Origin of the sequence: Amycolatopsis sp. WQ 127309 (assembly GCF_023023025.1) — a bacterium.
Lineage (GTDB): Bacteria > Actinomycetota > Actinomycetes > Mycobacteriales > Pseudonocardiaceae > Amycolatopsis.
Map to the genome: position 1 here is coordinate 9,620,976 of NZ_CP095481.1, position 20,897 is coordinate 9,641,872.

A 20,897-nucleotide genomic window follows, 5' to 3' on the forward strand; every position below is an offset into this window, starting at 1 on the left:
GCAGTGATCGCTTGTCCCTCCACGGAGTGACTTCCGGCGGGATCGCGGCGGGCACAATGGCCGGATGTCCAGCAGCACGAACGAGATGGTCCGCTGGGTGCGAGCCCGCGCGGGCACGCACCCGGCGGAGCGGTCACTGGCGCGCCAGTCGCTGTTGGTGGGGGCGTTCTGCCTGGTCATCGACGTGGCTAGCTTTGTGACGCGGGGACCCGCGCCGGGGCCGTGGAACGCGGTGCTGCTGGCCGGGATCGTCGTCGCGGACGCGGTTCTCGTGTCGTCGCCGAAGTACTCCGGCTGGGTCGCGCTCGGGCACGCGCTGCTGGTTCCCGCGCTCGCCTTCGTCCTCCCCGGCCGGAGCGCGAGCACCGCCGGGCAGCTGGTCAGCGCCTACCGCGCCGGGGCCTGGCTGCGGGGCCGGCCGGCCGGCGCGGCGCTGGTCGTGCTGTGCGGCGGTGTCCTGTGCTCACTGCTGATCAGCGGGCTGACCGCGCCGGCCTCGCTCGTGACCCTCGTGTCCGCCAACGCCTTGCTGCCGTGGCTGGTCGGGCGCTACACCACGGCGCGCAAGGCGCACGTGGACGAACTGCGCCACCAGCGGGAAGCGGCGCTGCGGGACGCGCAGGCGGAGGTGGCCGCGGCGGTGGCCAAGGAGCGCGAGGCGATCGCCGTCGACCTGCACGACGTCATCTCCCACCACGTCAGCGCGATCGGCGTCCACGCCACGGCGGCGCGGCTGAACCTCGCGGCCGTGCCGGTGCCGGCCGACGGCTCGGTGCGCACCTCGCTCACCGCGGTGGAGCAGTCCAGCCAGGCGGCGATGGTCGACCTGCGACGGCTGCTTTCCCTGCTGCACGAGGGTGATCGGTCACCGGAGCAGCCTGGCGCCGAGATGCTGCCGGACCTGTTCGACGGCGTCCGCTCGTCCGGCCTGCAGGTGACGTTCGTCGTCTACAACGACCCGCACCCCCTGCCGCGGGCCGTCGACACCACGCTGTACCGGGTGGCGCAGGAGATGATGACGAACACGCTGCGGCACAGCGACGGGACGGCGGCCCGGGTCGAGCTCGACTACGGCGGCGACCACGTCGGACTCACCACCCGCAACCGGATCGCGGCCGCGGGCGGCTCCCCGGGGCTCGGTGTCGGTCTCGACGGGATGCGCAAGCGGGTCGAGACACTGGGCGGGACGGCGTCTTTCGGCGCCGCCGGGCACTATTGGGAGTCGAGCGTGACCATGCCCCTGGGAAGTGGATCGTGACCCTGCGCATCGTGATCGCCGACGACCACGCGATGTTCCGGTCCGGGTTCCGCGCGGTCCTCGACGCCCAGCCGGACATGGAGTGCGTCGCCGACGTCGGCGACGGCTACAGCGCCGTCGAAGCCATCACCGCCCTGGACCCGGACCTCGCCGTCCTGGACGTGCGCATGCCGAAGCTCGACGGTCTCGCGGCCGCCCGTCAGCTGATGTCGTCCGGGCGGCGGGCCCTGAAGATCGTCCTGCTCACCACGTTCGGCACCGACGACTACGTGCGCTCGGCGCTGGCCTCGGGCGTGAGCGGATTCGTCCTGAAAAGCCTGCCACCGGAAGAACTCGTGACCGCGATCCGCGTCGCCGCCCGGGGCGACACGTACCTCGACCCGTCGATCACCAGCCGGCTCGCCCCACGGCTGGCCGACGCGCTGGCCCCGGCCCTCCCGGACCGCGACCGGGCCCCCGGCCTGGAACGGCTCACCGCCCGCGAGCGCGAAGTGTTCCTGCTGATGGCCACCGGCTTCTCCAACACGGAAATCGGCGAACAACTCTACGTCGGCGAACAGACTGTGAAAACGCACGTCTCGCGCGTCCTGGCGAAGCTCGGTCTCCGGGATCGGGTGCACGCCGTGCGTTTCGCCCACCACCACGGCCTGATCGAGCCGCACGACACCTCGGGCTTGTGAACGCGCCGGCCGTCACAGCTGCCCGAGGCGCTCGTCGCCCTCCGGCAGCGGGATGACGGTCCGAATCCGCGGCGGCGCGGCGAACAGCCCGCCGATCGCCGCCGTGAGCGCGGCCAGCGCGGGCGCCTCGACCTCGACGACCAGGGTGACCACGTTGACAACCGCTTGATTCGCGCTCACGGAACTCCTTCGAATCGCTGATTGGCTTTTTGCGATCGAAGGTAGCCACTGACCCTGATGTCAGCTGAAACCATTGGTGACCGCCATCACCCGATCAGTGCGGCGCCTCCCGCGGACGTCAAGGCGCCGGGCGGTCGCGGGCGGACCAGGCGGCGGGCACGATCGCGATGAGGATTCCCGCGACGGCGATCGTCAGGGTCGCGCGCGTGCCCGCCGATTCGGCGAAGACTCCCGCGGCCAGTGCGCCCAGTGGCATGGTTCCCCAGATGAGCACGCGCATGCTCGTGTGGACGCGGCCGCGCAGGGCGTCCGGGGTCAGGTGCTGGCGGCGGGTCATCACGATCACGTTGTAGGTCGTGCCGCCGGCGGCGTGGATGACGATTCCCGTTGCGGCCAGTACCAGGCCGATCGGACCCGGCTGGGCGAGCGGGAGCAGCAGGTGGGGTGGCCACGTCAGCACCGGCACCAGCCAGTTGGCGCGAGCCGCCCCGAGGCGGCGGGTCCAGCGGCCGGTCGTCGCGGCGCCGATGACGCTGCCCACTCCCGACAGGGCCAGCAGCACGCCCGCGCCCGCCGCGTCCAGGTGCAGGTCGTGCGTGAAGAACAGGATCTCCATGGACATGATGCCCGCGGTGAAGAACGCGGCGACGGAACTCGCGACGGCCAGCGGGCGGAGCTGGCGGTGGTGCACGATGTAGCGGAGGCCCTCGGCGATCTCGGTGCGCAGCCGCACCTTCTGCGGCCGCGGCGGGATCGGTGGCACGGTGGCCCGGACGCGCGACAGGAGCGCCGCCGACGCCAGGTAGCCCGCCCCGGTGAGCACCAGCCCGGACGCGGCCCCGATCACGCGCGTGAGCAGGCCGCCGATGCCGGGCCCGGCGGCCGCGGCGACCGACAGGGTGATCTGCAGGCGCGCGTAGCCGGTTTCCAGGTTCTCCAGCCCGATCACCACCGGCAGGTACGCCTGGTAGGCGGCGTCGAAGAACACGGTCGCGACGCCGACGAGCACCGCCGTGACGAGCAGCTGCCCGAAGTCCAGCACCCCGGTCCAGCCCGCGACCGGAAGCCCGAAGAACAGCAGGGCCCGGACGACGTCGGCGCCGACGAGCACCGCGCGGCGGTGGCGGGTCCGGTCGATCCAGGCACCGGCGGGCAGGCCGATGACCAGGAACGCCACGGTCTCCGCCGCGGTGAGCAGGCCCATCTGCAGTGGCGTGGCGCCGAGGGTGGTCGCGGCGAGCAGCGGCACCAGCGCGGTCGCGGCGGCGGTACCCAGCTGGGAGGCGGCGTCCGCGGTCCACAGGAACCGGAACGCGCGGTGCCCGCGCAGCCCGGCCGTCGACGTCGCCGCTTCCGGCGAGGCGTCGGTCACGGGACCACCCGGCCGGGCGGCGGACGCCGATCCGCGTGGTAGGGCAGCACGACGGCGTACCCGTCGTCCAGCCGCAGGGCGAGCTGGTGCGCCGCCAGCTGGTCGACGAGATCCGCCGCCGCCCCGCCGGCCGGCGGCCGGTCCGTGCCGGCCAGGGTCCGGAACGTACCGACCCAGCCGGCTTCGACGTGGACGCGGTTGATCGGCCCGCCCGGGCGGGTGTCGTGGATGAGGACGAACCCCGGGCCGTACCGGTAGGTGCAGCTGCCGACGTCGTGGGCGGCACGCCAGCCGCGACCGAATCCCCCGTCGTCCCGTGGTGGCGGCAGGTGGCACAACGCGCGTTCGGGAACGGTGCCCGGCAACGGTTCCCGCAAGGTCCAGTCCACCGGGACGAACGCCGCCGCGGCGGTGGCGAGCAGGCGCACCATCGTCGCGTCGCGGTGCGCGGACTCGCCGAAGGCGAACGGCTCCGGCAGCCGCAGCCGCTGCGCACTCGCGGCCAGTCCGGCCACGACGCGCCGGGCGCCGCCGGGATCGGCGTCGATCCGGTCGAAGCCGAGGTCGACCGCCTCGGGCCACGCCGGGTGCGGAGCGGACAGGGTACGCATGTGGCTCCTCCTCAGGCGGACGGCGTGAGCACCGACAACGGCAAGTGGGCCTTCCCCGCCACGGCAGGCGAGGTGGCCAGGGTGATCCACAAATCGCCGTCGGTGAAGACCAGACCGGCCTCCCCGAGCCGGCAAAGCCAGTGGTCGAAATCGTCCGGGTCCCAGTCGTGGTGCTGTTCGTGATTCAGTTCGGCGAGGACCCGGAGCGGGGCGCGGCCGGTTTCCAGTGCTCGCCAGGCCGCGATCTCCCGCGGGTGCTCGAGCACGTGGTCGACCGGCGCCCAGCCGTGGCGCCGGTCCCGGATCACCACGACGTCGCCGAGGGTGCGGGCGATCAGCGCACTCCCCGCGTAGCCCGCGGTCCACGCGGCCAGCGCGTCGACCAGCGGCCCGACCTCCGCGGCCGTGAGTCCCTGGTCCGGGGTGTCGAAGGAGTAGACGAGCTCGGCGAGCCGCTCCGGGTCGTCGATGTCGTGGACGAAGCGCGCCCCGGCCGCCGGGCGACGCTCGGTGAAGCCCTGGCGCGGGTCGTCGAAGTTCGGCGAAAACCGTTGCAGGGCAATCCGTGCCGCGCCACTGGGTGGTTGCAGGTGCACCAGGGCCGGCAGCTGGGCCACGACCGCGGCGTAGTCCGCGGCGCGTTCGCCCGCAAACCCGTACAACCAGTTCCAGGCGACGGTGAGCCCGGCGGAGGCGCCGTCACGCAGCATCCGCACGTTGTGTGCCCCGCGAACGCCCTTGCGCATCCGGCGCAGCACGTCGTCGACCAGGCTCTCGACGCCGGGCTGGACGTCCCACACCCCGGCCGCCCGCAGCGCGGCCACGTCCTCGATCCGCGCGTTGGCCTTGATCTCGTAGTGGATGCGCAGGTCGTGGCCGGCGCCGGCCAGCTCCGGCAGCGCCGACCGGTAGAACTCGTTCGGCAGGATGTTGTCGATCGTGGTGACGTCGAGGATCCGGTGCCGGCGCACCAGCCCGAGCACTTCGTCCACAAAGGACTGGGCGGGCTTGGCCCGGTAGGTCATCGCGGTGCCGTTGAGGCCGCAGAAGACGCAGTGGTGTTTCGCGCCCCACCAGCAGCCGCGGGAGGACTCCACGACCAGCTCCGGTTCGACGCGGGCCGCGACGGAAGCGGGAACGGCGGCGAACCAGTCGTCGTAGTCCGGTGTCGTGATCGACGTCGGCGGGACCAGCCGAGACGCGGCCGGACTGACCCGGGTCGTGCCGTCATCGGCCCGCCAGCACAGCTGGGGCACGTCGTCGAGACCGTCACGGGTTCCGGTCGTCTCGCAATCGGCGAGCGCCCGCAGCAGTTTCGGGAAGTTCACGTCGGCCTCGCCGCGCAGGACGTAGTCGACGAACGGGTACTCCCGGTGCAGCGCCACGCCCATCGGGCCGTCGGTCGAGTAGCCGCCGACCAGGATCCGCACGTCGGGTCGCCGGTCCTTGATCCGCCGGGCCACCGCGAGACTGGCGATGGTCTGGCTGAAGGTCGCGCTGAAGCCGACCAGTTCCGGCTCGCGGTCGAGAATGGCGTCGGCGGCCTGGTCGGTGAATTCGTCCGCGAGGTCGCGAACCGCCGCGGCGACGCGGAAGGGCAGGCCGGCGCGGCGGGCCAGATCCCGCATGCCCGCACAACCGAAACCGGGTCCGTTGAGCGCGCCCGCGAAGATCCATTCACCGAGCGAATGGTGGAACCCGGTGTCCGCCATTTCCGCGTAATCGCCCACGGTCAGACCGGCGCGCAGCATCATTTCGGCGAAGGCGAGACTGCCGTGGTAGGAAACCGGGACCGGAAGTCCCTCCCGTGCGCAGGCCGCGCGCAGTACGCCGAGTGCGAGGGAGGGACGGTGCAGCGAGTGCCACGGCATCGACACCAGGCAGGTGCGGGGCGTCGGACCGCTTGTCCGGCCGGTCAGCGCGGTTTCGCGGCGTCGGCTTTTCCGGCTTCGTTGTACATGGTCACGCCGCGGCCGGTGCCGGCGTGCTCGTCACGTTCGGCCAGGTGTGTCACGGTGAGCGCGGACGCCGGAGCGGCGATGGGCCGAATGCCGCGGCCGGCATCGGAACGCTCGTCGGTTTCCGCGAGATTCGTCATCTTGGGCGCGGCAGCGGGCGTGGATTTCATCTTTCCCCCTCGTTTCGACGCGTTTTCGAAACTTGGTGACGCACCGGCGGGGTCGTCCGCCGGCCGCCTCGAAACTACAGGGTAAATCCCGCGAGCCTCGTCGGTAAAGCGTTTCCTCGGCTACGAATCGGTCAGCCGCCGGAGACCAGCGCGGCGGCCTCGGGACTGTGGAGCCACTCGGCGTAGCTCGGCCCGAGGATGGTCGCGCCCGCCCGGGGCAGGAGGCCGTCCGCGGCGATGCCGGTCACCGTGTGCTCGTCGGTCCGCAGCTCCAGCCGCAGGTCGAAGTGGTCGACGAAGGCACGGGCGAGGTCGGGCACCTCGGCCGGGTCCGGGCCGGCGATGTCGGGGATGCGGCCCCGCGCGGGAAGCTCGGCGACCTCGACGAGCGCCGCGGCCACCGCCGTCGCGGCCACGGTCTGCACGCGCAGGCCGAACACCGTGGCGTGGTCGCCGTCGCGGGTCCGGCCCACGAGCTGCCCGGGGAACTCGTGGAAGTGGGTCGCGCGCACGATCGTGGCGGGGACCGGCCCCGCACCCGCCACGCGCTCGTGCGCCTCCTTCGCGCGGAAGTAGCCGAACCCGGTGTCGTCGATCCCCACGACCGACAGGGTCACGATGTGCCGCACCCCGCGCTCGGCGCCGACGCGCTGCAGGGTGGCCGCGGCACTGGTGAAGAACCGCGTGGCCGGCTCCTCGTCCAGGGACGTGGCGTTGCTGACGTCGACCACGGCGTCGACGCCGGCCAGCGCGGCGCTCAGCCCGGCGCCGTCCAGGAGGTCGACGCCGGCCAGCGGCACGACCGTGTGGCCGCGCCCGCGAGCCGCCTCGGCGACGTGCGGGCCCACCAGTTCGTCCGCTCCGGCCACCGCGATACGCACGGATCAACGGTAAACAGCGGTGCCGGACGACGCAACCGTGGCTCACCGCCCGCCGCCACGCTGCGAGCGGGCGGCCGGTCCCGCACGATGAGTGCAGGACCGTCTGGGGAGACACATGGAACGCTTGCTCGACCTCTTCGCGGCCAGGGTCGCCGAGAGCCCTGACGCCACTGCGCTCGTCTACGCGGGCGAGCGCATGTCCTTCGCGCGGCTCGACCGCGAGGCCAACCGGGTCGCCCACTACGTCGCCGGACGGGGCCTGGGGCCCGAGGACCTGGTGGGGCTGCGGATGGACCGCGGGTTCGAGATGGCGGTCGGCGCGCTCGGCGTCCTCAAAGCCGGTGCGGCCTGCCTGCCGCTCGATCCCGTGTACCCGTCCGACCTCGTGGCCTGGATGGGCGCGGACGCGGGCGTCTCGCTCGTGCTCACCAACACCACCGAGGTCGCGGCCGACGTCCGGCTCGGCGATGCCGTGGCCGGCCAGCCCGACCACGCCCCCGACGTCGAGCTCCGGCCCGAGAACCTCGCCTACGTCATGTACACCTCGGGCTCGTCGGGCAAGCCCAAGCCGGTGGGCGTCGAGCACCGGCACCTCGAGCACGTCTTCGCGGCGTGGGACGAGCTGTTCCGGCTGCGCGAGGAGCCGCTGACGTTCGTCTCCGTCATCGGGATCGGCGTCGACCTCTTCTTCGCCGACCTGCTGCGCTCGGTGTTCGCGGGCGGCACGATGGTCATCGCGACGCGCGAGGCGGTGGCCGATCCGGCCGAGCTGCTCGCCGAGTTCCGCCGCCACGGCGGTGACGCGACCGAACTGGTGCCCACCCAGGCGAAGGCGCTCGGCCGAGCGGGTGAGCTGCCCGTCATGCGCCTGATGTCGGTCGGCTCGGAGGGGTGGCCCGCGGCCGACTTCCGCGAGCTCGCCGGGCGGCTGCACCCGGGCTCGGTGGTGCTCAACGCCTACGGCCTCACCGAGACCACCGTGGACTCCCTCCTGCTGCGCCCGGACGTCGACGTGCTCGGCGACACCGCGATCGTGCCGCTCGGCACGCCGATACCGCGCGTCCACACCCACGTCCTCGACGATCGGCTCCAGCCGATCGAGCCGGGCGGGATCGGCGAGCTCTACATCGGCGGCGCGGGCGTGGCCCGCGGCTACCGCGACCGGCCCGCGCAGAACGCGTCGCTGTTCGTCGCCGACCCGTGCACCGCGGGGGCGCGGATGTACCGCACCGGCGACGTCGTGCGGACCCGCGCCGACGGCAACCTCGACTACCTCGGCCGCGGCACCGACCAGATCGCGCGGCCGGGCCCGCGGGTGGAGCTCGCCGCGATCGAGGACGCGCTGCTGCGGGAACCGGGGGTCGTCCGCGCCGCCGCCGCCCTGCGCGACGGGCGGGTGATCGGCTACGTCGTGGGCCCCGCCGAGGCCGGGCACCTGCGATCCGCACTCGCCGGGCGGCTGCCCGCGCACCTGGTCCCGCACCGGGTGCTCGTCCTCGACCGGATGCCGCTGCTGCCCAACGGGAAGCTGAACCGCCGCGAGCTGCCCACGCCCGAAGGCTGACGTCACCGTCCGTCCCGGCAGGCACGCCGCGCTCCCGGCATCGGCACTCGGCCCTCAAGATACCGACATTCGGCGGTAGATAGACGTCCGACTTGTCTGCTTCGATTCTCCCAGATCGTTTTACAACGTTGTAAATCCGAAGGGGATCTCGCTGATGAGAAGAGCCGCTTCCGTCCTCCTCGCCTTGCTGGTGGCGCTGGGCGTGGCGTCGGGAACGCCGCCCGCAGGTGCCGCCGAGCCCGTGCACGGCCTGAAGGCCGAGTACTTCACGCCGTCGTCGCCGGACGCGCACGACTTCGCCGACCTGGCCGGCACCGCGCTCGACTCGGAGGTCGACCACCCGGACCTGACCTCGGTGTTCGGGTTGGTCACCGGGCGCACGGAGCACACGACCGCCCGGTGGACCGGGCAGATCGCCGTGCCGCAGACCGGCGCCTACACGTTCTACGCCATCGGCGACAACGGGTTCCGGCTGTTCATCGACGGCGCCCCGGTGATCGACCACTGGGTCGGCGACTGGGACACCGAGCAGACCGGCGCGCCGGTCACGCTGACCGCCGGCAAGCAGTACGGCTTCAAGCTGGAGATGTTCCAGGACACCGGCGGCGCCAACATGTTCCTGCGCTGGTCGAGCGCGGCCATCGCGAAGCAGATCGTGCCGCTGTCGGCGTTCACGCCGCCGGCCGATTACCAGGTCGTGCCGCGCACGGCGGAGGTGTCCCAGGACGGCCGCACGCTCACGGCCGGCTTCGACGGCCGCGTCTCGGGCTCGGACGACTTGAAGGACCACCTGCGGATCGACGTCGATGCGACGCCGATGCCGGTCTCGCTCGTCACGGCGAACCGCGACCGAGTCACGATCCGGCTGGCCGAGAGGGTCCTGAAGGGCCAGCGAGTCAGCGTCTACTACGACGGCGCCGGCGCGCTCGCGGTGAACGGCACGAAGATCGGCAAGGTCATCCGCAGTGCCGCGAACGCGTCGACGGAACGGCTCCGGACGACGTGGGGCGAGAACGTCGACACGCGCCACCCGTTGCCGGAGTACCCGCGGCCGCAGCTCGAGCGCGACAAGTGGGTCAACCTCAACGGCCCGTGGGAGTTCTCGGCCGCCAAGGAGGGCCAGCAGCCTGCGTTCGGCAAGCGGCTGCCCGAGAAGGTGGTCGTGCCCTACCCGATCGAGTCGCAGCTCTCCGGGCTCGAACGGCACGAGGACCACATGTTCTACCGCCGCACGGTCACCGTCCCGCGCGACTGGAAGATCGGCGGCGGGCAGCGCCTCAAGCTCAACTTCGGCGCGGTCGACTACCAGGCCAAGGTGTGGGTGAACGGCAAGGTCGTGGCCGAGCACACCGGCGGTTACACGGCGTTCAGCGCCGACATCACCGACGCGCTCAAGCGCGGTGACGAGCAGGAGATCGTCGTCGCCGTCACCGACACGACCGGCCCGTACCAGCCCAAGGGCAAGCAGTCCCCCAACCCCGGCGGCATCTTCTACACCCCGTCGTCGGGCATCTGGCAGACGGTGTGGCTGGAACCGGTGGCGGACAAGGGCATCGACGAGATCAAGACGACTCCCGACCTCACCACCAGCTCGCTGGCGCTGAACGTCAAGTCCGCGGGCACCGCCACCGTCACGGCGGTCGCCAAGGACGCGCGCGGCCGGCAGGTCGGCACGGTCAGCGGACCGGCGAACGCGAACCTGAAGCTGGCCGTGCCCAACCCGCACCTGTGGACGCCGGACGACCCGTACCTGTACCAGCTGGAGATCAAGCTGGGCGGCGACAAGGTCAAGAGCTACTTCGGCATGCGGTCCACCGGCATCACGAACGTCGGCGGTATCCCCAAGCTGACGCTCAACGGCAAGCCGTTCTTCTCCCTGATGCAGCTGGACCAGGGCTTCTACCCGGACGGCCTGAACACCGCACCGAGCGACGACGCCCTCGTCTTCGACCTGAAGGCGCAGAAGGACCTCGGCTTCAACGCCGTCCGCAAGCACATCAAGGTCGAGCCGGCCCGCTGGTACTACCACGCGGATCAGCTGGGACTGCTGGTGTGGCAGGACTTCGTGTCCCTCGACGACGGCAACAACCCCGCGGCGCAGCAGGCGTGGCTCAGCCAGGGCCTGGAGGAGATGCACCAGCTGCAGAACTACCCGTCGGTCTACGCCTGGGTCGTGTTCAACGAGGGTTGGGGCGAGTGGGACAAGACGGCCACCGGCCGGATCGCCGACCAGGTCAAGGCGGCCGACCCGAGCCGGATCGTCAACGCCCACAGCGGGGTGAACTGCTGTGCGTCCAAGGGCGACTCGGGCCGCGGTGACGTCATCGACCACCACGACTACAACAACACCGACCCGGCCGCCTCGGACGGCAGGCGCGTCGCGATGGACGGCGAGCACGGCGGCTTCACGCTGCGCACGCCGGGTCACCAGTGGCCGGGTGCGCCGATCGCGATCTACAGCGGCGTGGCGGACAAGGCGGCGCTGACGGCGAAGTACGTCGACAACACCCGCACGTTCTACCTCGGGCAGGCCAGGGCCGAGCTGTCGGCTTCGGTCTACACGCAGGTCACCGACCTGGAAGGCGAGCTCAACGGGCTCTGGACCTACGACCGCAAGCGCCTCAAGGTCGACCCCGGTCCCGTCCGCGAGATCAACCGGCGCGTGATCGAGGCGGGTGCCAACGCGGGCAAGCCCTATCCCTACGCGGGCAAGGGCGAGTGGAACCTCGACGAGCGCCGGGGAACGACCGCGAAGGACTCGAGCGGCGGCAACAACCCGCTGACGCTCACCCCGACCGGTGCGGCGTTCCAGGACGGCGCGCTGCAGTTCACCGGTGGCTCCGCCGACACCTACGGCCCGGTCGTCGACACGACCGGTGACTACACCGTGTCCGCGAAGGTGCGGCTCGACGAGCTGCCCGGCAACTACGCGACCGCGGTGAGCCAGGACGGCCGGGACCGGGAAAGCCCGTTCTACCTGCAGTACGGGCAGGGCGCGTTCGCGTTCAGCACGCCCGGCGGCAACCGGGCCCGGTACGAGGTCGTGCCGGAGATCGGCCGCTGGTACGAACTGACGGGAGTGCGGGCCGGCACCGAGATCCGGCTCTACGTGGACGGCGTGAAGGTCGCGACGGCCCCGGCCGGACCGGCCGTCGCCGGCACCGGCGCGTTCACGCTCGGACGGGCGAAGTACAACGGCGGCAACACCGACTTCTGGCGCGGCGCGATCGACGACGTCGACGTGGTCGGCAAGGCGCTGACGGACGCGGAGGTGGCCCAGCTCCCTTGATGCCTCTTGTGTCTTGAACCCGGTGACGCGGGTGCCGCGCGCTCCATCGCGGCACCCGCGTCCGCTCGGCTGTCGTTGACCACCGCACTCCGCACTCCGTAGGTTCGACACCGGACGAGGAGGTCCGGCATGAGCCACCTGGTGCGATTCACCGACGGAACCGGCGACATCCGGGTCGGGCTGCTCACCGATGAGCAGCTGAGGCCGCTCGCGGTGGCGTCGATGAGGGACCTGCTGCGCCACACCGTGGCGGAGATCCGCGAACTCGCCGAGGCCGCCGGGGATCCCGTGTCCACGGACGGGACGCGTCTGCTGCCGCCACTGGACGGCCGCATGGAGGTGTGGGCCGCCGGGGTGACCTACCAGCGGTCCGAGGAGGCCCGCCGCGAGGAGAGCGCCGACGAGGACGTCTACGCGCGGGTGTACCGCGCGGAGCGGCCCGAGTTGTTCTTCAAGTCGGCCGCGTGGCGCGTGGTCACCGACGGCGAGCCGATCGCCGTCCGCGCCGATTCCGCCAACACCGTGCCGGAGCCGGAACTCGGCCTGCTGCTGACCGGTGCCGGGGAGGTCGCCGGGTACGTGGTGGTCGACGACGTCAGCTCCCGCAGCATCGAAGGCGAGAACCCGTTGTACCTCCCGCAGGCCAAGATCTACACCGGTTCGTGCGCGGTGTCGGCGCGGGTGCGACCGGTGTGGGAGGTGCCGGACCCGCTGTCGCTCAGCCTCCGCATGCGCATCCTGCGCGACGGTCAGGAGGTGTTCGACGGCGAAGCCGGCACCGCCCAGCTCAACCGCAAGCCGGCCGACCTGGTCGAATACCTGTGGCGGGACAACGACTTCCCCGACGGCGCCGTCCTTTCGACGGGCACGTCCGTCGTGCCGGGCCTCGATCAGGGGCTGCGGCCGGGAGACGTCGTCGAGATCGAGATCGGCGAGGTCGGATCGCTGCACTCCCCCGTGGTGCTGGGCGCGGCCGAGGTGCGCCGGGCGCTCGCGGCGCGCTGAAACGCACCTCGACAGCTCCGCCGGTCGGCGGTCAGCGGTGGACCTGCCACTGATCGTTGGCGTGCACCACGGTGCGCGACAGGTTCGGGCACAGGAAGTTCGCGGCCGAGGAGTTGGAGATGACCGAGGTGTTGCCGGTGCCCGCGGCCTGCCAGGAGCCGTTCAGCTTGATCTTGTAGCTGCTGCTCTCGATGTTCCGCGTGCCCAGCGCGGTGCAGTAGGCCGCGGTGGTCGTGCCGCTGGCGTAGACCTCGAAGATGTTCCAGCTGCGGTTGTCCCGGGACTGGTCGGTGCCCGACTGCGTGTAGAGCACGTCCCACCGGTTGGCGTGGTAGTTGAACAGCGACGAGGTCCAGGTGTTCTTGCCCGCGTCGGTCTGCTCCACCTTGCCGTGGTAGGAGTCGTGGCCGTTGACCGAGGTCACGTAGTTGGTGCGGAAGGCGGCATCGATGTTCACCGACTTGGCCACGTGCACGCCGACGCACCAGTCCCAGGCCCAGACCTGCTTGGCCCCGCCGGAGTAGGCGGTCACCAGCTCCACACAGGACCCGGGAGCTTTCATCGTCGGGGCGTAGAGGGTGTCGCCGGAGACGCTGAGGTCGTTGTAGGCCGACTGGACGGCGTCCTGCCCGGTGACCGCGCTGCCACCGGTGTAGACGCCCCAGTCGTCGTGGATGCTGGTGGCCTCGGTGCGACGCCCGGCCTGCCCGGTGCGGATCTCCCGGAACCGGTCGGCCGCGGCGACCTGGGTGGTGCCGTCGACCGCGCCGGCCACGGCGGTGCCCGCCGCCGCCGGCGAGGCCGGCGCCGCGATCGCGGTGGCCGGCACGCAGAGGAAGACCGCGGCGGAGAGTGCGACGAGGGATTTTCGCATCAGAACTCCTAGTCTGAAAGCGCATCGCCCAGGCTCCGGTCCGGTGCGTGAGCGGGGGCCCGCTCACGCAGGCCGGGAACGCACCCGCCGTCGATGACGCGTGCGAAACAGGCGCACGGGGCCGTGGCCCCGCACGCGGATCAGGAGATGACCAGCTTCAGGCGGTGCTTCTGCGGAAACTCCTTCGACGCATTTCGGGGACCACCTCCGGGGACAGGGAGATATTCACCCACCAGTGTGAGAAAGGTCTTCCCCGTGGTCCAGACTTTCCCCTCAACTTGTCTGATTCCTGTCTCTGCCGCAGACCGTCCACATCGGACCGGAACCGGCTAGCGGGTGCTGCGGGTGACGAGCCGTTGCAGGACGATGAAGACGAACAGGAGGGCCCCGGTGATGATCGAGGTCCACCACGAGTTGAGGGTGCCGTCGAAGGTGATCAGCGTCTGGATGATGCCCAGCACCATGATTCCCAGCACCGTGCCCAGCACGTAGCCGGAGCCACCGGTCAGGATGGTGCCGCCGATGACCACCGCCGCGATCGCCGTCAGCTCCAGGCCGACTCCGTTGAGCGGGTCGCCGGAAGACTTGTACAGCACCAGCAGCAGCCCGCCGAGGGCCGAGCAGAAGCCGCTGATCGTGTACACCGCGATCTTCGTGCGGCCGGTCTTGAGACCCATCAGCATCGCGGACTGCGCGTTGCCGCCGACCGAGTAGACCGTGCGCCCGAACCGGGTGAACGCCAGCACGTACGCCGCGACGGCGACGACGACCAGGGCGGCGACCACGCTGATCGAGATGTGCAGCTCACCGCCGAGCGGGAGCTGCGCCTGGGCGAGCGTGGCGATCGTCGGGTTGTCGATCGAGTACGCCTCGGTGCTGATCGTGTAACAGAGCCCGCGGGCGAAGAACATCCCGATCAGCGTCGCGATGAACGGCTGGATCTCGAAGAAGTGGACGAGCGCGCCCATCCCGGCGCCGAGCAGCGCCCCGATCATCAGCACCACCGCGATCGCCGCGTACGCGGGCCAGCCGTGCTTCTGCATCAGGTCGCCGGAGACCACTGTGGACAGTGCGACCACGGACCCGACGGACAGGTCGATGCCGCCGGTGAGGATCACGAACGTCATCCCGACCGCGACCACGAGCAGGAAGGCGTTGTTGATGAACAGGTCGAGCACGACCTGCCCGGAGCCGAACGCCTCGTAGCTCGACGCGCCGAAGACGTAGGCCCCGACGAGCAGCGCCATCGTGGCGAGGATCGGCAGATGCCGTTGCTTGGGCCGGTAACCGCGGACGCGGTCCAGGGTCGTCATGCCGTGACCTCCACCTTCTCCGGAGCGGCTGCGGGGGCCGGCTGTCCGGACCGGGGTGTCCGGCGGCGCCGGAGCTTGCGGCGGAACGCGGGCGACTGCAGCAGGCACACCGCGAGCACGACCACGGCCTTGAACAACATGATCGACTCGGGCGGGATGCCGAGGGCGTAGACGGTGGTGGTGAGCGTCTGGATGAGCAGCGCGCCGATCACCGCGCCACCCAGGGAGAACCGGCCACCGGTCAGCTGCGTGCCGCCGACGACGACGGCGAGGATCGCGTCGAGCTCGATGAACAGCCCGGCGTGGTTGGCGTCGGCGCTGTGCACGTTCGCGCTGATCATCAGCCCGGCGATGCCCGCGCACAGCGCGCAGAAGACGTAGCCGAGCCAGGTCAGCCGGGCCGAGCGGAGGCCGGCCAGCCGGCTGGCCTCGGGGTTGCCGCCGACGGCCTCGACGAGCAGGCCGAGCGCGGAGCGGCGGACCAGCAGGGACGCGAGCACGAACACGGCCAGCGCGACGAGGATCGCGCTCGGCAGGGTCAGCACGAACCCGCTGCCGATCCATTCGTACGGCGCCGAGGTGATCGTGATGATCTGCCCGCCGGAGATCAGCTGCGCGATCCCGCGCCCGCCGACCATCAGGATGAGCGTGGCGATGATCGGCTGGATGCCCAGCACGGCGACGAGCCAGCCGTTCCACACCCCGAGCACCAGCGACAGCCCGAGCGCCAGTCCGACGGCGACGAGCGTGGCGCCCACGCCGCCGGGGTGATCGGCGATCCAGAGGCAGGCGAGCGAGCCGCTGATCGCGACGACCGCGCCCACCGAGAGGTCGATGCCGCGGGTGGCGATGACGAGCGTCATGCCGATCGCGATGAGGATCAGCGGGGCGCCGTTCTTCAGGATGTCGACGAGGTTCCCGTAGAGGTGGCCATCGCGCAGTTCGATCGAGAAGAACGCCGGGCTCGCGATGAGGTCGCCGGCCAGCAGCGCCAGCAACGCCACCACGGGCCAGAACAACCGGTGCTTGGTCATGAGACGGCTCCCTCGGCCATCGTGGCCATGATCTCGTCGGCGGTGAGCGCCCGGTTTTCCGGCTGGGCCACCACTTTCCGGTCGCGCAGCACCACGACGCGGTGGCTCAGCCGGAGCACCTCCTCCAGCTCGGCGGAGATGTACACGACGGCCATCCCGTCGGCCGAGAGCCGGGTGACCAGCCGCTGAATCTCCGTCTTGGCCCCGATGTCGATGCCGCGGGTCGGCTCGTCGAGGATGAGCAGCCGCGGCTCGGTGATGAGCCAGCGGGCCAGCAGCACCTTCTGCTGGTTGCCGCCGGACAGGGTGCCGGCCGGCGCCTCGGGGTCGGCGGGGCGGATGTCGAGCGTTGCGATGTACTCGCGGGCGATCTCGTCCTGGCGGCGCCGGGTCAGCGGCCGCGCCCAGCCGCGCGAGGCCTGGAGCGCGAGGACGATGTTCTCCCGGACGGTCAGTTCCTCGACCAGGCCTTCGGTCTTGCGGTTCTCCGAGCAGAACGCGATCCGGTGGTCGAGCCCGGCTCGCGGCGTCCGCAGCGGGGTGACGCGGCCGTCGATCTTCACGGAACCGCTGTCGGCGTGGTCGGCGCCGAAGAGCAGCCGGGCGAGCTCGGTGCGCCCGGAGCCGAGCAGCCCGGCCAGCCCGACGACCTCGCCGGCGTGGATGTCCAGCGTGAACGGCTCGACCCCGCGTTTGCGGCCGAGGTCTTCGGCCGCCAGCAGCACCGGCGCGTCCGCCACCTCGGCCCGGGTCGGCCCGGAGTCCTCGAGCGTTTCGAGGACCCGCAGCTCCTTGCCGATCATCCTGGTGACCAGCTCGACCGGGGTGATCTCCGCGGTGCGGTACTCGCCGATCAGCTTTCCGTTGCGCAGCACGGTCATCCGGTCGGCGATCGCGAAGACCTGGTCGATGAAGTGCGAGACGAACAGGATCGCCAAACCTTCGTCGCGCAGTGAGCGCACCACCGTCAGCAGCCGCTCGACCTCGCCGGCGTCCAGGCTGGACGTCGGCTCGTCGAGCACCAGGATCCGCGCTTCGACGTCGAGCGCCCGGGCGATGGCGACGAGCTGCTGGACGGCGATCGAGCAGGTGCCCAGCTCGGCCGAGACGTCGACCCGGACGTCCAGCCGCGCCAGCAGTTCCTCGGCCCGCCGCCGCATCGGGCCCCACCGGATGCGGCCGAAGCGGCGGGGTTCCCGGCCGAGGCAGACGTTCTCCGCCACGGACAGGTTCGGGCAGAGGTTGACCTCCTGGTAAACCGTGCTGACGCCGGCCCGCTGGGCCTCGCCGGGGCCGCCGAAGGAGACGGCGGTCCCGGCGAGCGTGATCGAGCCCGCGTCCACCCCATGCACGCCGGTGAGCACCTTGATCAGCGTCGACTTCCCGGCGCCGTTCTCCCCCATCAGCGCGTGGACCTCGCCCGGGAACAAGCGGAAGCCGACGTCGTCGAGGGCGACGACACCCGGGAACTCCTTGCGGATCCCGGTCATGACGAGGATTTCGGCGGGCATCGCGAACCCCTCAGTACTGGCGCTTCGGCAGCGCGGCCTTGGCCGACGCCTGGTCGAACTCGGTCTCCTGGGTCTCGATCCGCTCGGGCACCTGCTCCCCCGCGTCGACCTTCTTGACCAGGTCCATCAGCTGCGGGCCGAGCAACGGGTTGCATTCGACGACGTGGTTGATCTTGCCGTCGGCCAGCGCCTGGAGGGCGTCCTTCACGCCGTCGACCGAGACGATCTTGATGTCCTTGCCGGGCACCTTGCCCGCCGCCTGGATCGCCTCGATGGCCCCGAGGGCCATGTCGTCGTTGTGCGCGTAGAGCACGTCGATCTTCGGCTGGGACTTCAGGAAGGCCTCCATGACCTCCTTGCCCTTGGCGCGGGTGAACTCCCCGGTCTGCGAGGCGATGATCTTGTACTTCGGGTCGGCGGCGATGACGTCGCCAAAGCCCTTCTTGCGGTCGTTGGCCGGAGCCGAGCCGGTGGTGCCCTGCAGCTCGACGATGTTCACCTGGCCGGTGGCGCTGCCGAACTCCTTGGTCAGCCACTCCCCCGCTTTCTTGCCCTCGGCGATGAAGTCCGAGCCGAGGAAGGTCTTGTAGAGCGTCTTGTCCGGCGAGTCGATCGCCCGGTCGGTGAGGATGACCGGGATCTTCGCCGTCTTCGCCTCCTTGAGCACGGTCTCCCAGCCGGACTCGACGACCGGCGAGAAGGCGATGACCTTGACCTTCTGCTGGATGTACGAGCGGATCGCGGCGATCTGGTTCTCCTGCTTCTGCTGCGCGTCGGAGAACTTGAGCTCGATCCCGGCGGACTCGGCCGACTCCTGGATGGACTTGGTGTTCGCGGTCCGCCAGCCGCTCTCGGCGCCCACCTGGGCGAAGCCGAGTGTGACGGCCCCGCCGGAGGTTCCCGTGCCGCCGCTGCCGCTGCTACCACTGCAGGCGGTGAGCAGGACCAGTCCGGCCGCCGCGACCGCCGCGGCGGCCCATCGCTTCTTCAGCACGTGCACTCCTCGATCGACGGTGATCTTTGCTGTTAGCGTTAACAGTTCGCGAATCAGGGACCGGTCGTCGCGCCGGCCGCGCGCATTGCCGACCACCCTCACGGGACCAGCCGGTCGAGGCCCCTTCGCCACCGGGCAGTCCGACCCCGCATCAACGTGACCCCCATCACTCTTTCGGGTGGCGACGGGGAGTCAGTGTTAGCGATAACAACAATCCGGTCAAGCCCGACCGCGGTAACGGTCTCGTCACATACCACCGCGAGTGCCGCACACGGGGTCGTCGTGCCGCCGGTCAGCGAGGTACTTCCGGTTGAAGTGCGGGATTGCGTGGCTCAGGTAGGGGGCTGTTGTGCCGTCCGTGGCCGCCGCCGGCCGGTTCGGCGTGCCCGGCCAGCACCCGGTCCGCAGGGCACCGGATACCACGACGTCCCGCGCCAGAGGCCGGCCGGCGCGGCGGCCCCAGGTGGGCGCGCAGGTCGAGCCCCACTCTCGGACAGCCGCCGCACCGCGTTCCGCCGGCTCGGCTGTCGTGAGCTGGCGCGCATGGTCGACTCCCGTGTTCCACCACGGGTTCTCGCCCGCCTGCTACCCGATCTCCCGCCGACGGGCAGGGCAGCGGACCACTCGCGAGCGCCAGAATCATCCCCTGCACCACGCCGTCGGCGTAGGGGTCGTCCGGGACGGGGGCGTCGTGCCGTCGGCGACCAGAGCCCAGCCCGGCGGCAGCCGGCCGATCGCCGCCGCGAGCGCGATGCGTGCCTTGCCCGCCGCGGCCGCCTGAGCCGACGTGACCGCCGAAGGCCACTGCCCCGCGGCGAAGTCGAGGTCCACCAGCACGGCGCCGTTCCACCGGGCGGGCTCGGCGACGGGGTCGTCGTGCCATCGGGCAGTCGCCCATCGACGCACCTCGCCGCGTCCCAGCGGGTGTTCCGGCTTCCGTCGCCGGAGCGGTGGCGAGGAAGGCGGCTACGACCACAGCCGTAGCCGCCAAGGTGACTCCGGTACCCACGAACCGCTCCCGTCGGAGTCCGCGTTATTGCGGCGTGGCCGCGTTGAAGACCGGCTTCGGGACCGAGACCTGGTTGAGCCCCCAGCGGGACATGATCCCGACGTACGTGCCGTCGCGGAACAGCTCCTCGAACACCTCCTGCAGCACCGGGCCCAGCTTCGAGGACTTGGGGACGTACAACGCCAGGTCGTCCTTCGACGCCCCTTGCGCTTCGGTCTGGGTGACGTACTTGGTCCCACCCTGCCTCTGCGTCACGTCGATCGCCGCGGCCTCCGTCATGCCCGCGGCGTCCGCGCGGCCCGACAGGGTGGCCAGCAGCGTGGCGTTGGTGTCGTCGAGGCCGACCGTCTGCGTGGCCTGACGTTTGCCCTGCGTGCAGAAGCGGGACAGCTTGTTCAGCTGCTCCTCCACGACGCTGGCGGTCACCACCGCGACGCGCTTGCCGCAGAGGTCCTCGACCCGCGCGATCCCCGCCGCCGAATCGGGGAACACGTAGGCCGTGCGGGTGGTCATCCAGGTGATCGTGTCGAACTGCTTCTCGCGCTCGGCGGTGGCCTTGACCGGGCCGTTGAACGCGTCGTACCGGTCGCTCAGCATGCCCTGCAGCGCGGCCGGCAACGCGTTGACGATCATGGTCTGCGTCCGGACGCCCAGCACCTGCCCGATCGCGGCCTGGAAGTCGGCGTCGATCCCGGTGACCGACCCGTCCGGCGCGACCGTGCGGTAGGGCGGGTGGGAGTCACCGGCGAACCGGATCACCCCGGCGTCCTTGATCGCCTGCGGCAGCGCGTCGTGCAGGGACTGCACCACCGCGAGGTTCGTCGCGGTCGCCAGGGTCGGGGAACCGCTTCCCACCGTGCACCCGGCGGCGGCCAGCCCGAGGGCGGCGATCGCGAGGATCGTTCTTCGGCTTCGTCGGCGAAGCGGTGATCGCATTGGACGTCTTCCTGTGCTCGGCTGCCAGGCTCGAACCGCGTCAGGCGGATGAGACCCCAGACACAATAGGTTGCTAACGCGGCGGCGATCGTTGCATGATCTGTCGCCTTGTTCAACCCCTGATCACGTCCTGGCCGCACCACAGCCGGCGTGATCCGGTCGCGGTGCCTCGCTTCGAGCGTGAAATGCCCACTACTCACCAGACGACCGTGCGGGAACTGGAAGTGTCTCGACCGTCGGAAATGTAACTTTCACGGC

Annotated in this window: 18 protein-coding genes; 5 read left to right on the forward strand and 13 right to left on the reverse strand. The window is 71.0% G+C overall.

Annotated features, from left to right (window positions below; genetic code table 11):
• The first annotated feature begins 64 nt into the window (after nucleotides 1-64).
• Together MUY22_RS42535 and MUY22_RS42540 are read left to right on the forward strand one after the other, a co-directional pair.
• A complete protein-coding gene (locus MUY22_RS42535) occupies nucleotides 65-1,258 on the forward strand; it encodes a sensor histidine kinase (protein ID WP_247053025.1) in 1,194 nt (397 codons plus the stop codon).
• Nucleotides 1,255-1,938, forward strand: coding sequence for a response regulator transcription factor (locus tag MUY22_RS42540; protein WP_256475009.1), 684 nt, complete (start codon nucleotides 1,255-1,257; stop codon nucleotides 1,936-1,938). The genes MUY22_RS42535 and MUY22_RS42540 overlap by 4 nt, the downstream gene beginning before the upstream one ends.
• A gap of 12 nt (nucleotides 1,939-1,950) precedes the next feature.
• Here MUY22_RS42540 and MUY22_RS42545 read toward each other — a convergent pair whose 3' ends face one another.
• The 6 genes from MUY22_RS42545 to MUY22_RS42570 all read right to left on the reverse strand — a co-directional run bounded on the left by MUY22_RS42545 (nucleotide 1,951) and on the right by MUY22_RS42570 (nucleotide 7,110).
• Complete coding sequence (locus tag MUY22_RS42545) at nucleotides 1,951-2,118, reverse strand: hypothetical protein (RefSeq protein ID WP_247053027.1); 168 nt, start codon at nucleotides 2,116-2,118, stop codon at nucleotides 1,951-1,953.
• A gap of 118 nt (nucleotides 2,119-2,236) precedes the next feature.
• Complete coding sequence (locus tag MUY22_RS42550; RefSeq protein WP_247053028.1) at nucleotides 2,237-3,490, reverse strand: MFS transporter; 1,254 nt, start codon at nucleotides 3,488-3,490, stop codon at nucleotides 2,237-2,239.
• Nucleotides 3,487-4,101: a DUF5825 family protein gene (locus MUY22_RS42555; RefSeq protein ID WP_247053030.1), complete on the reverse strand. Its 615-nt coding sequence runs from the start codon at nucleotides 4,099-4,101 to the stop codon at nucleotides 3,487-3,489. The genes MUY22_RS42550 and MUY22_RS42555 overlap by 4 nt, the downstream gene beginning before the upstream one ends.
• Nucleotides 4,102-4,112: 11 nt before the next feature.
• The gene (locus MUY22_RS42560; RefSeq protein ID WP_247053033.1) at nucleotides 4,113-5,972 is read right to left on the reverse strand and encodes a RiPP maturation radical SAM C-methyltransferase; all 1,860 of its coding nucleotides are present in this window, start codon (nucleotides 5,970-5,972) and stop codon (nucleotides 4,113-4,115) included.
• Nucleotides 5,973-6,016: 44 nt separating this feature from the next.
• Nucleotides 6,017-6,229 carry a hypothetical protein gene (locus MUY22_RS42565; RefSeq protein WP_247053035.1) on the reverse strand — a complete coding sequence of 71 codons (213 nt, stop codon included), beginning with the start codon at nucleotides 6,227-6,229 and terminating at the stop codon, nucleotides 6,017-6,019.
• A 131-nt stretch (nucleotides 6,230-6,360) separates the two neighbouring features.
• Nucleotides 6,361-7,110 carry an SDR family oxidoreductase gene (locus MUY22_RS42570; protein WP_247053036.1) on the reverse strand — a complete coding sequence of 250 codons (750 nt, stop codon included), beginning with the start codon at nucleotides 7,108-7,110 and terminating at the stop codon, nucleotides 6,361-6,363.
• 115 nt (nucleotides 7,111-7,225) lie between these two features.
• On the opposite strand from MUY22_RS42570, the gene MUY22_RS42575 reads away from it, so the two are divergent.
• From MUY22_RS42575 to MUY22_RS42585, 3 genes are all read left to right on the forward strand, one after another.
• Nucleotides 7,226-8,674 (forward strand): amino acid adenylation domain-containing protein, encoded by a 1,449-nt coding sequence (locus MUY22_RS42575; RefSeq protein ID WP_247053038.1) that lies wholly within the window; start codon nucleotides 7,226-7,228, stop codon nucleotides 8,672-8,674.
• A 154-nt stretch (nucleotides 8,675-8,828) separates the two neighbouring features.
• Nucleotides 8,829-11,963, forward strand: a complete 3,135-nt coding sequence (locus tag MUY22_RS42580; protein ID WP_247053040.1) for a LamG-like jellyroll fold domain-containing protein — start codon at nucleotides 8,829-8,831, stop codon at nucleotides 11,961-11,963.
• 129 nt (nucleotides 11,964-12,092) lie between these two features.
• Nucleotides 12,093-12,968 (forward strand): fumarylacetoacetate hydrolase family protein, encoded by an 876-nt coding sequence (locus tag MUY22_RS42585; RefSeq protein WP_247053042.1) that lies wholly within the window; start codon nucleotides 12,093-12,095, stop codon nucleotides 12,966-12,968.
• 31 nt (nucleotides 12,969-12,999) lie between these two features.
• Here MUY22_RS42585 and MUY22_RS42590 read toward each other — a convergent pair whose 3' ends face one another.
• From MUY22_RS42590 to MUY22_RS42620, 7 genes are all read right to left on the reverse strand, one after another.
• Nucleotides 13,000-13,842, reverse strand: coding sequence for a carbohydrate-binding protein (locus MUY22_RS42590; protein WP_247053044.1), 843 nt, complete (start codon nucleotides 13,840-13,842; stop codon nucleotides 13,000-13,002).
• 329 nt (nucleotides 13,843-14,171) lie between these two features.
• The gene (gene yjfF / locus MUY22_RS42595; RefSeq protein WP_247053045.1) at nucleotides 14,172-15,155 is read right to left on the reverse strand and encodes a galactofuranose ABC transporter, permease protein YjfF; all 984 of its coding nucleotides are present in this window, start codon (nucleotides 15,153-15,155) and stop codon (nucleotides 14,172-14,174) included.
• Nucleotides 15,152-16,189: an ABC transporter permease gene (locus tag MUY22_RS42600; RefSeq protein ID WP_247053047.1), complete on the reverse strand. Its 1,038-nt coding sequence runs from the start codon at nucleotides 16,187-16,189 to the stop codon at nucleotides 15,152-15,154. The genes yjfF and MUY22_RS42600 overlap by 4 nt, the downstream gene beginning before the upstream one ends.
• Nucleotides 16,186-17,700: a sugar ABC transporter ATP-binding protein gene (locus tag MUY22_RS42605; protein WP_247053049.1), complete on the reverse strand. Its 1,515-nt coding sequence runs from the start codon at nucleotides 17,698-17,700 to the stop codon at nucleotides 16,186-16,188. The genes MUY22_RS42600 and MUY22_RS42605 overlap by 4 nt, the downstream gene beginning before the upstream one ends.
• A 10-nt stretch (nucleotides 17,701-17,710) precedes the next feature.
• Complete coding sequence (locus MUY22_RS42610; protein ID WP_247053052.1) at nucleotides 17,711-18,700, reverse strand: ABC transporter substrate-binding protein; 990 nt, start codon at nucleotides 18,698-18,700, stop codon at nucleotides 17,711-17,713.
• Nucleotides 18,701-19,333: 633 nt separating this feature from the next.
• Entirely contained in the window at nucleotides 19,334-19,600 is a 267-nt protein-coding gene (locus MUY22_RS42615) for a hypothetical protein (protein WP_247053053.1), read from the reverse strand.
• A gap of 127 nt (nucleotides 19,601-19,727) precedes the next feature.
• Nucleotides 19,728-20,558 carry a transporter substrate-binding domain-containing protein gene (locus MUY22_RS42620; protein ID WP_247053056.1) on the reverse strand — a complete coding sequence of 277 codons (831 nt, stop codon included), beginning with the start codon at nucleotides 20,556-20,558 and terminating at the stop codon, nucleotides 19,728-19,730.
• Nucleotides 20,559-20,897 lie beyond the last annotated feature (339 nt).

Excerpts from the sequence above, each read along its gene's own strand:
- MUY22_RS42535 (WP_247053025.1), top strand. The coding sequence starts at position 65 with ATGTCCAGCAGCACGAACGAGATGGTCCGCTGGGTGCGAGCCCGCGCG.
- MUY22_RS42555 (WP_247053030.1), bottom strand. The coding sequence starts at position 4,101 with ATGCGTACCCTGTCCGCTCCGCACCCGGCGTGGCCCGAGGCGGTCGAC.
- MUY22_RS42560 (WP_247053033.1), bottom strand. The coding sequence starts at position 5,972 with ATGCCGTGGCACTCGCTGCACCGTCCCTCCCTCGCACTCGGCGTACTG.
- MUY22_RS42565 (WP_247053035.1), bottom strand. The coding sequence starts at position 6,229 with ATGAAATCCACGCCCGCTGCCGCGCCCAAGATGACGAATCTCGCGGAA.
- MUY22_RS42575 (WP_247053038.1), top strand. The coding sequence starts at position 7,226 with ATGGAACGCTTGCTCGACCTCTTCGCGGCCAGGGTCGCCGAGAGCCCT.
- MUY22_RS42580 (WP_247053040.1), top strand. The coding sequence starts at position 8,829 with ATGAGAAGAGCCGCTTCCGTCCTCCTCGCCTTGCTGGTGGCGCTGGGC.
- MUY22_RS42585 (WP_247053042.1), top strand. The coding sequence starts at position 12,093 with ATGAGCCACCTGGTGCGATTCACCGACGGAACCGGCGACATCCGGGTC.
- MUY22_RS42590 (WP_247053044.1), bottom strand. The coding sequence starts at position 13,842 with ATGCGAAAATCCCTCGTCGCACTCTCCGCCGCGGTCTTCCTCTGCGTG.
- yjfF (WP_247053045.1), bottom strand. The coding sequence starts at position 15,155 with ATGACGACCCTGGACCGCGTCCGCGGTTACCGGCCCAAGCAACGGCAT.
- MUY22_RS42600 (WP_247053047.1), bottom strand. The coding sequence starts at position 16,189 with ATGACCAAGCACCGGTTGTTCTGGCCCGTGGTGGCGTTGCTGGCGCTG.
- MUY22_RS42605 (WP_247053049.1), bottom strand. The coding sequence starts at position 17,700 with ATGCCCGCCGAAATCCTCGTCATGACCGGGATCCGCAAGGAGTTCCCG.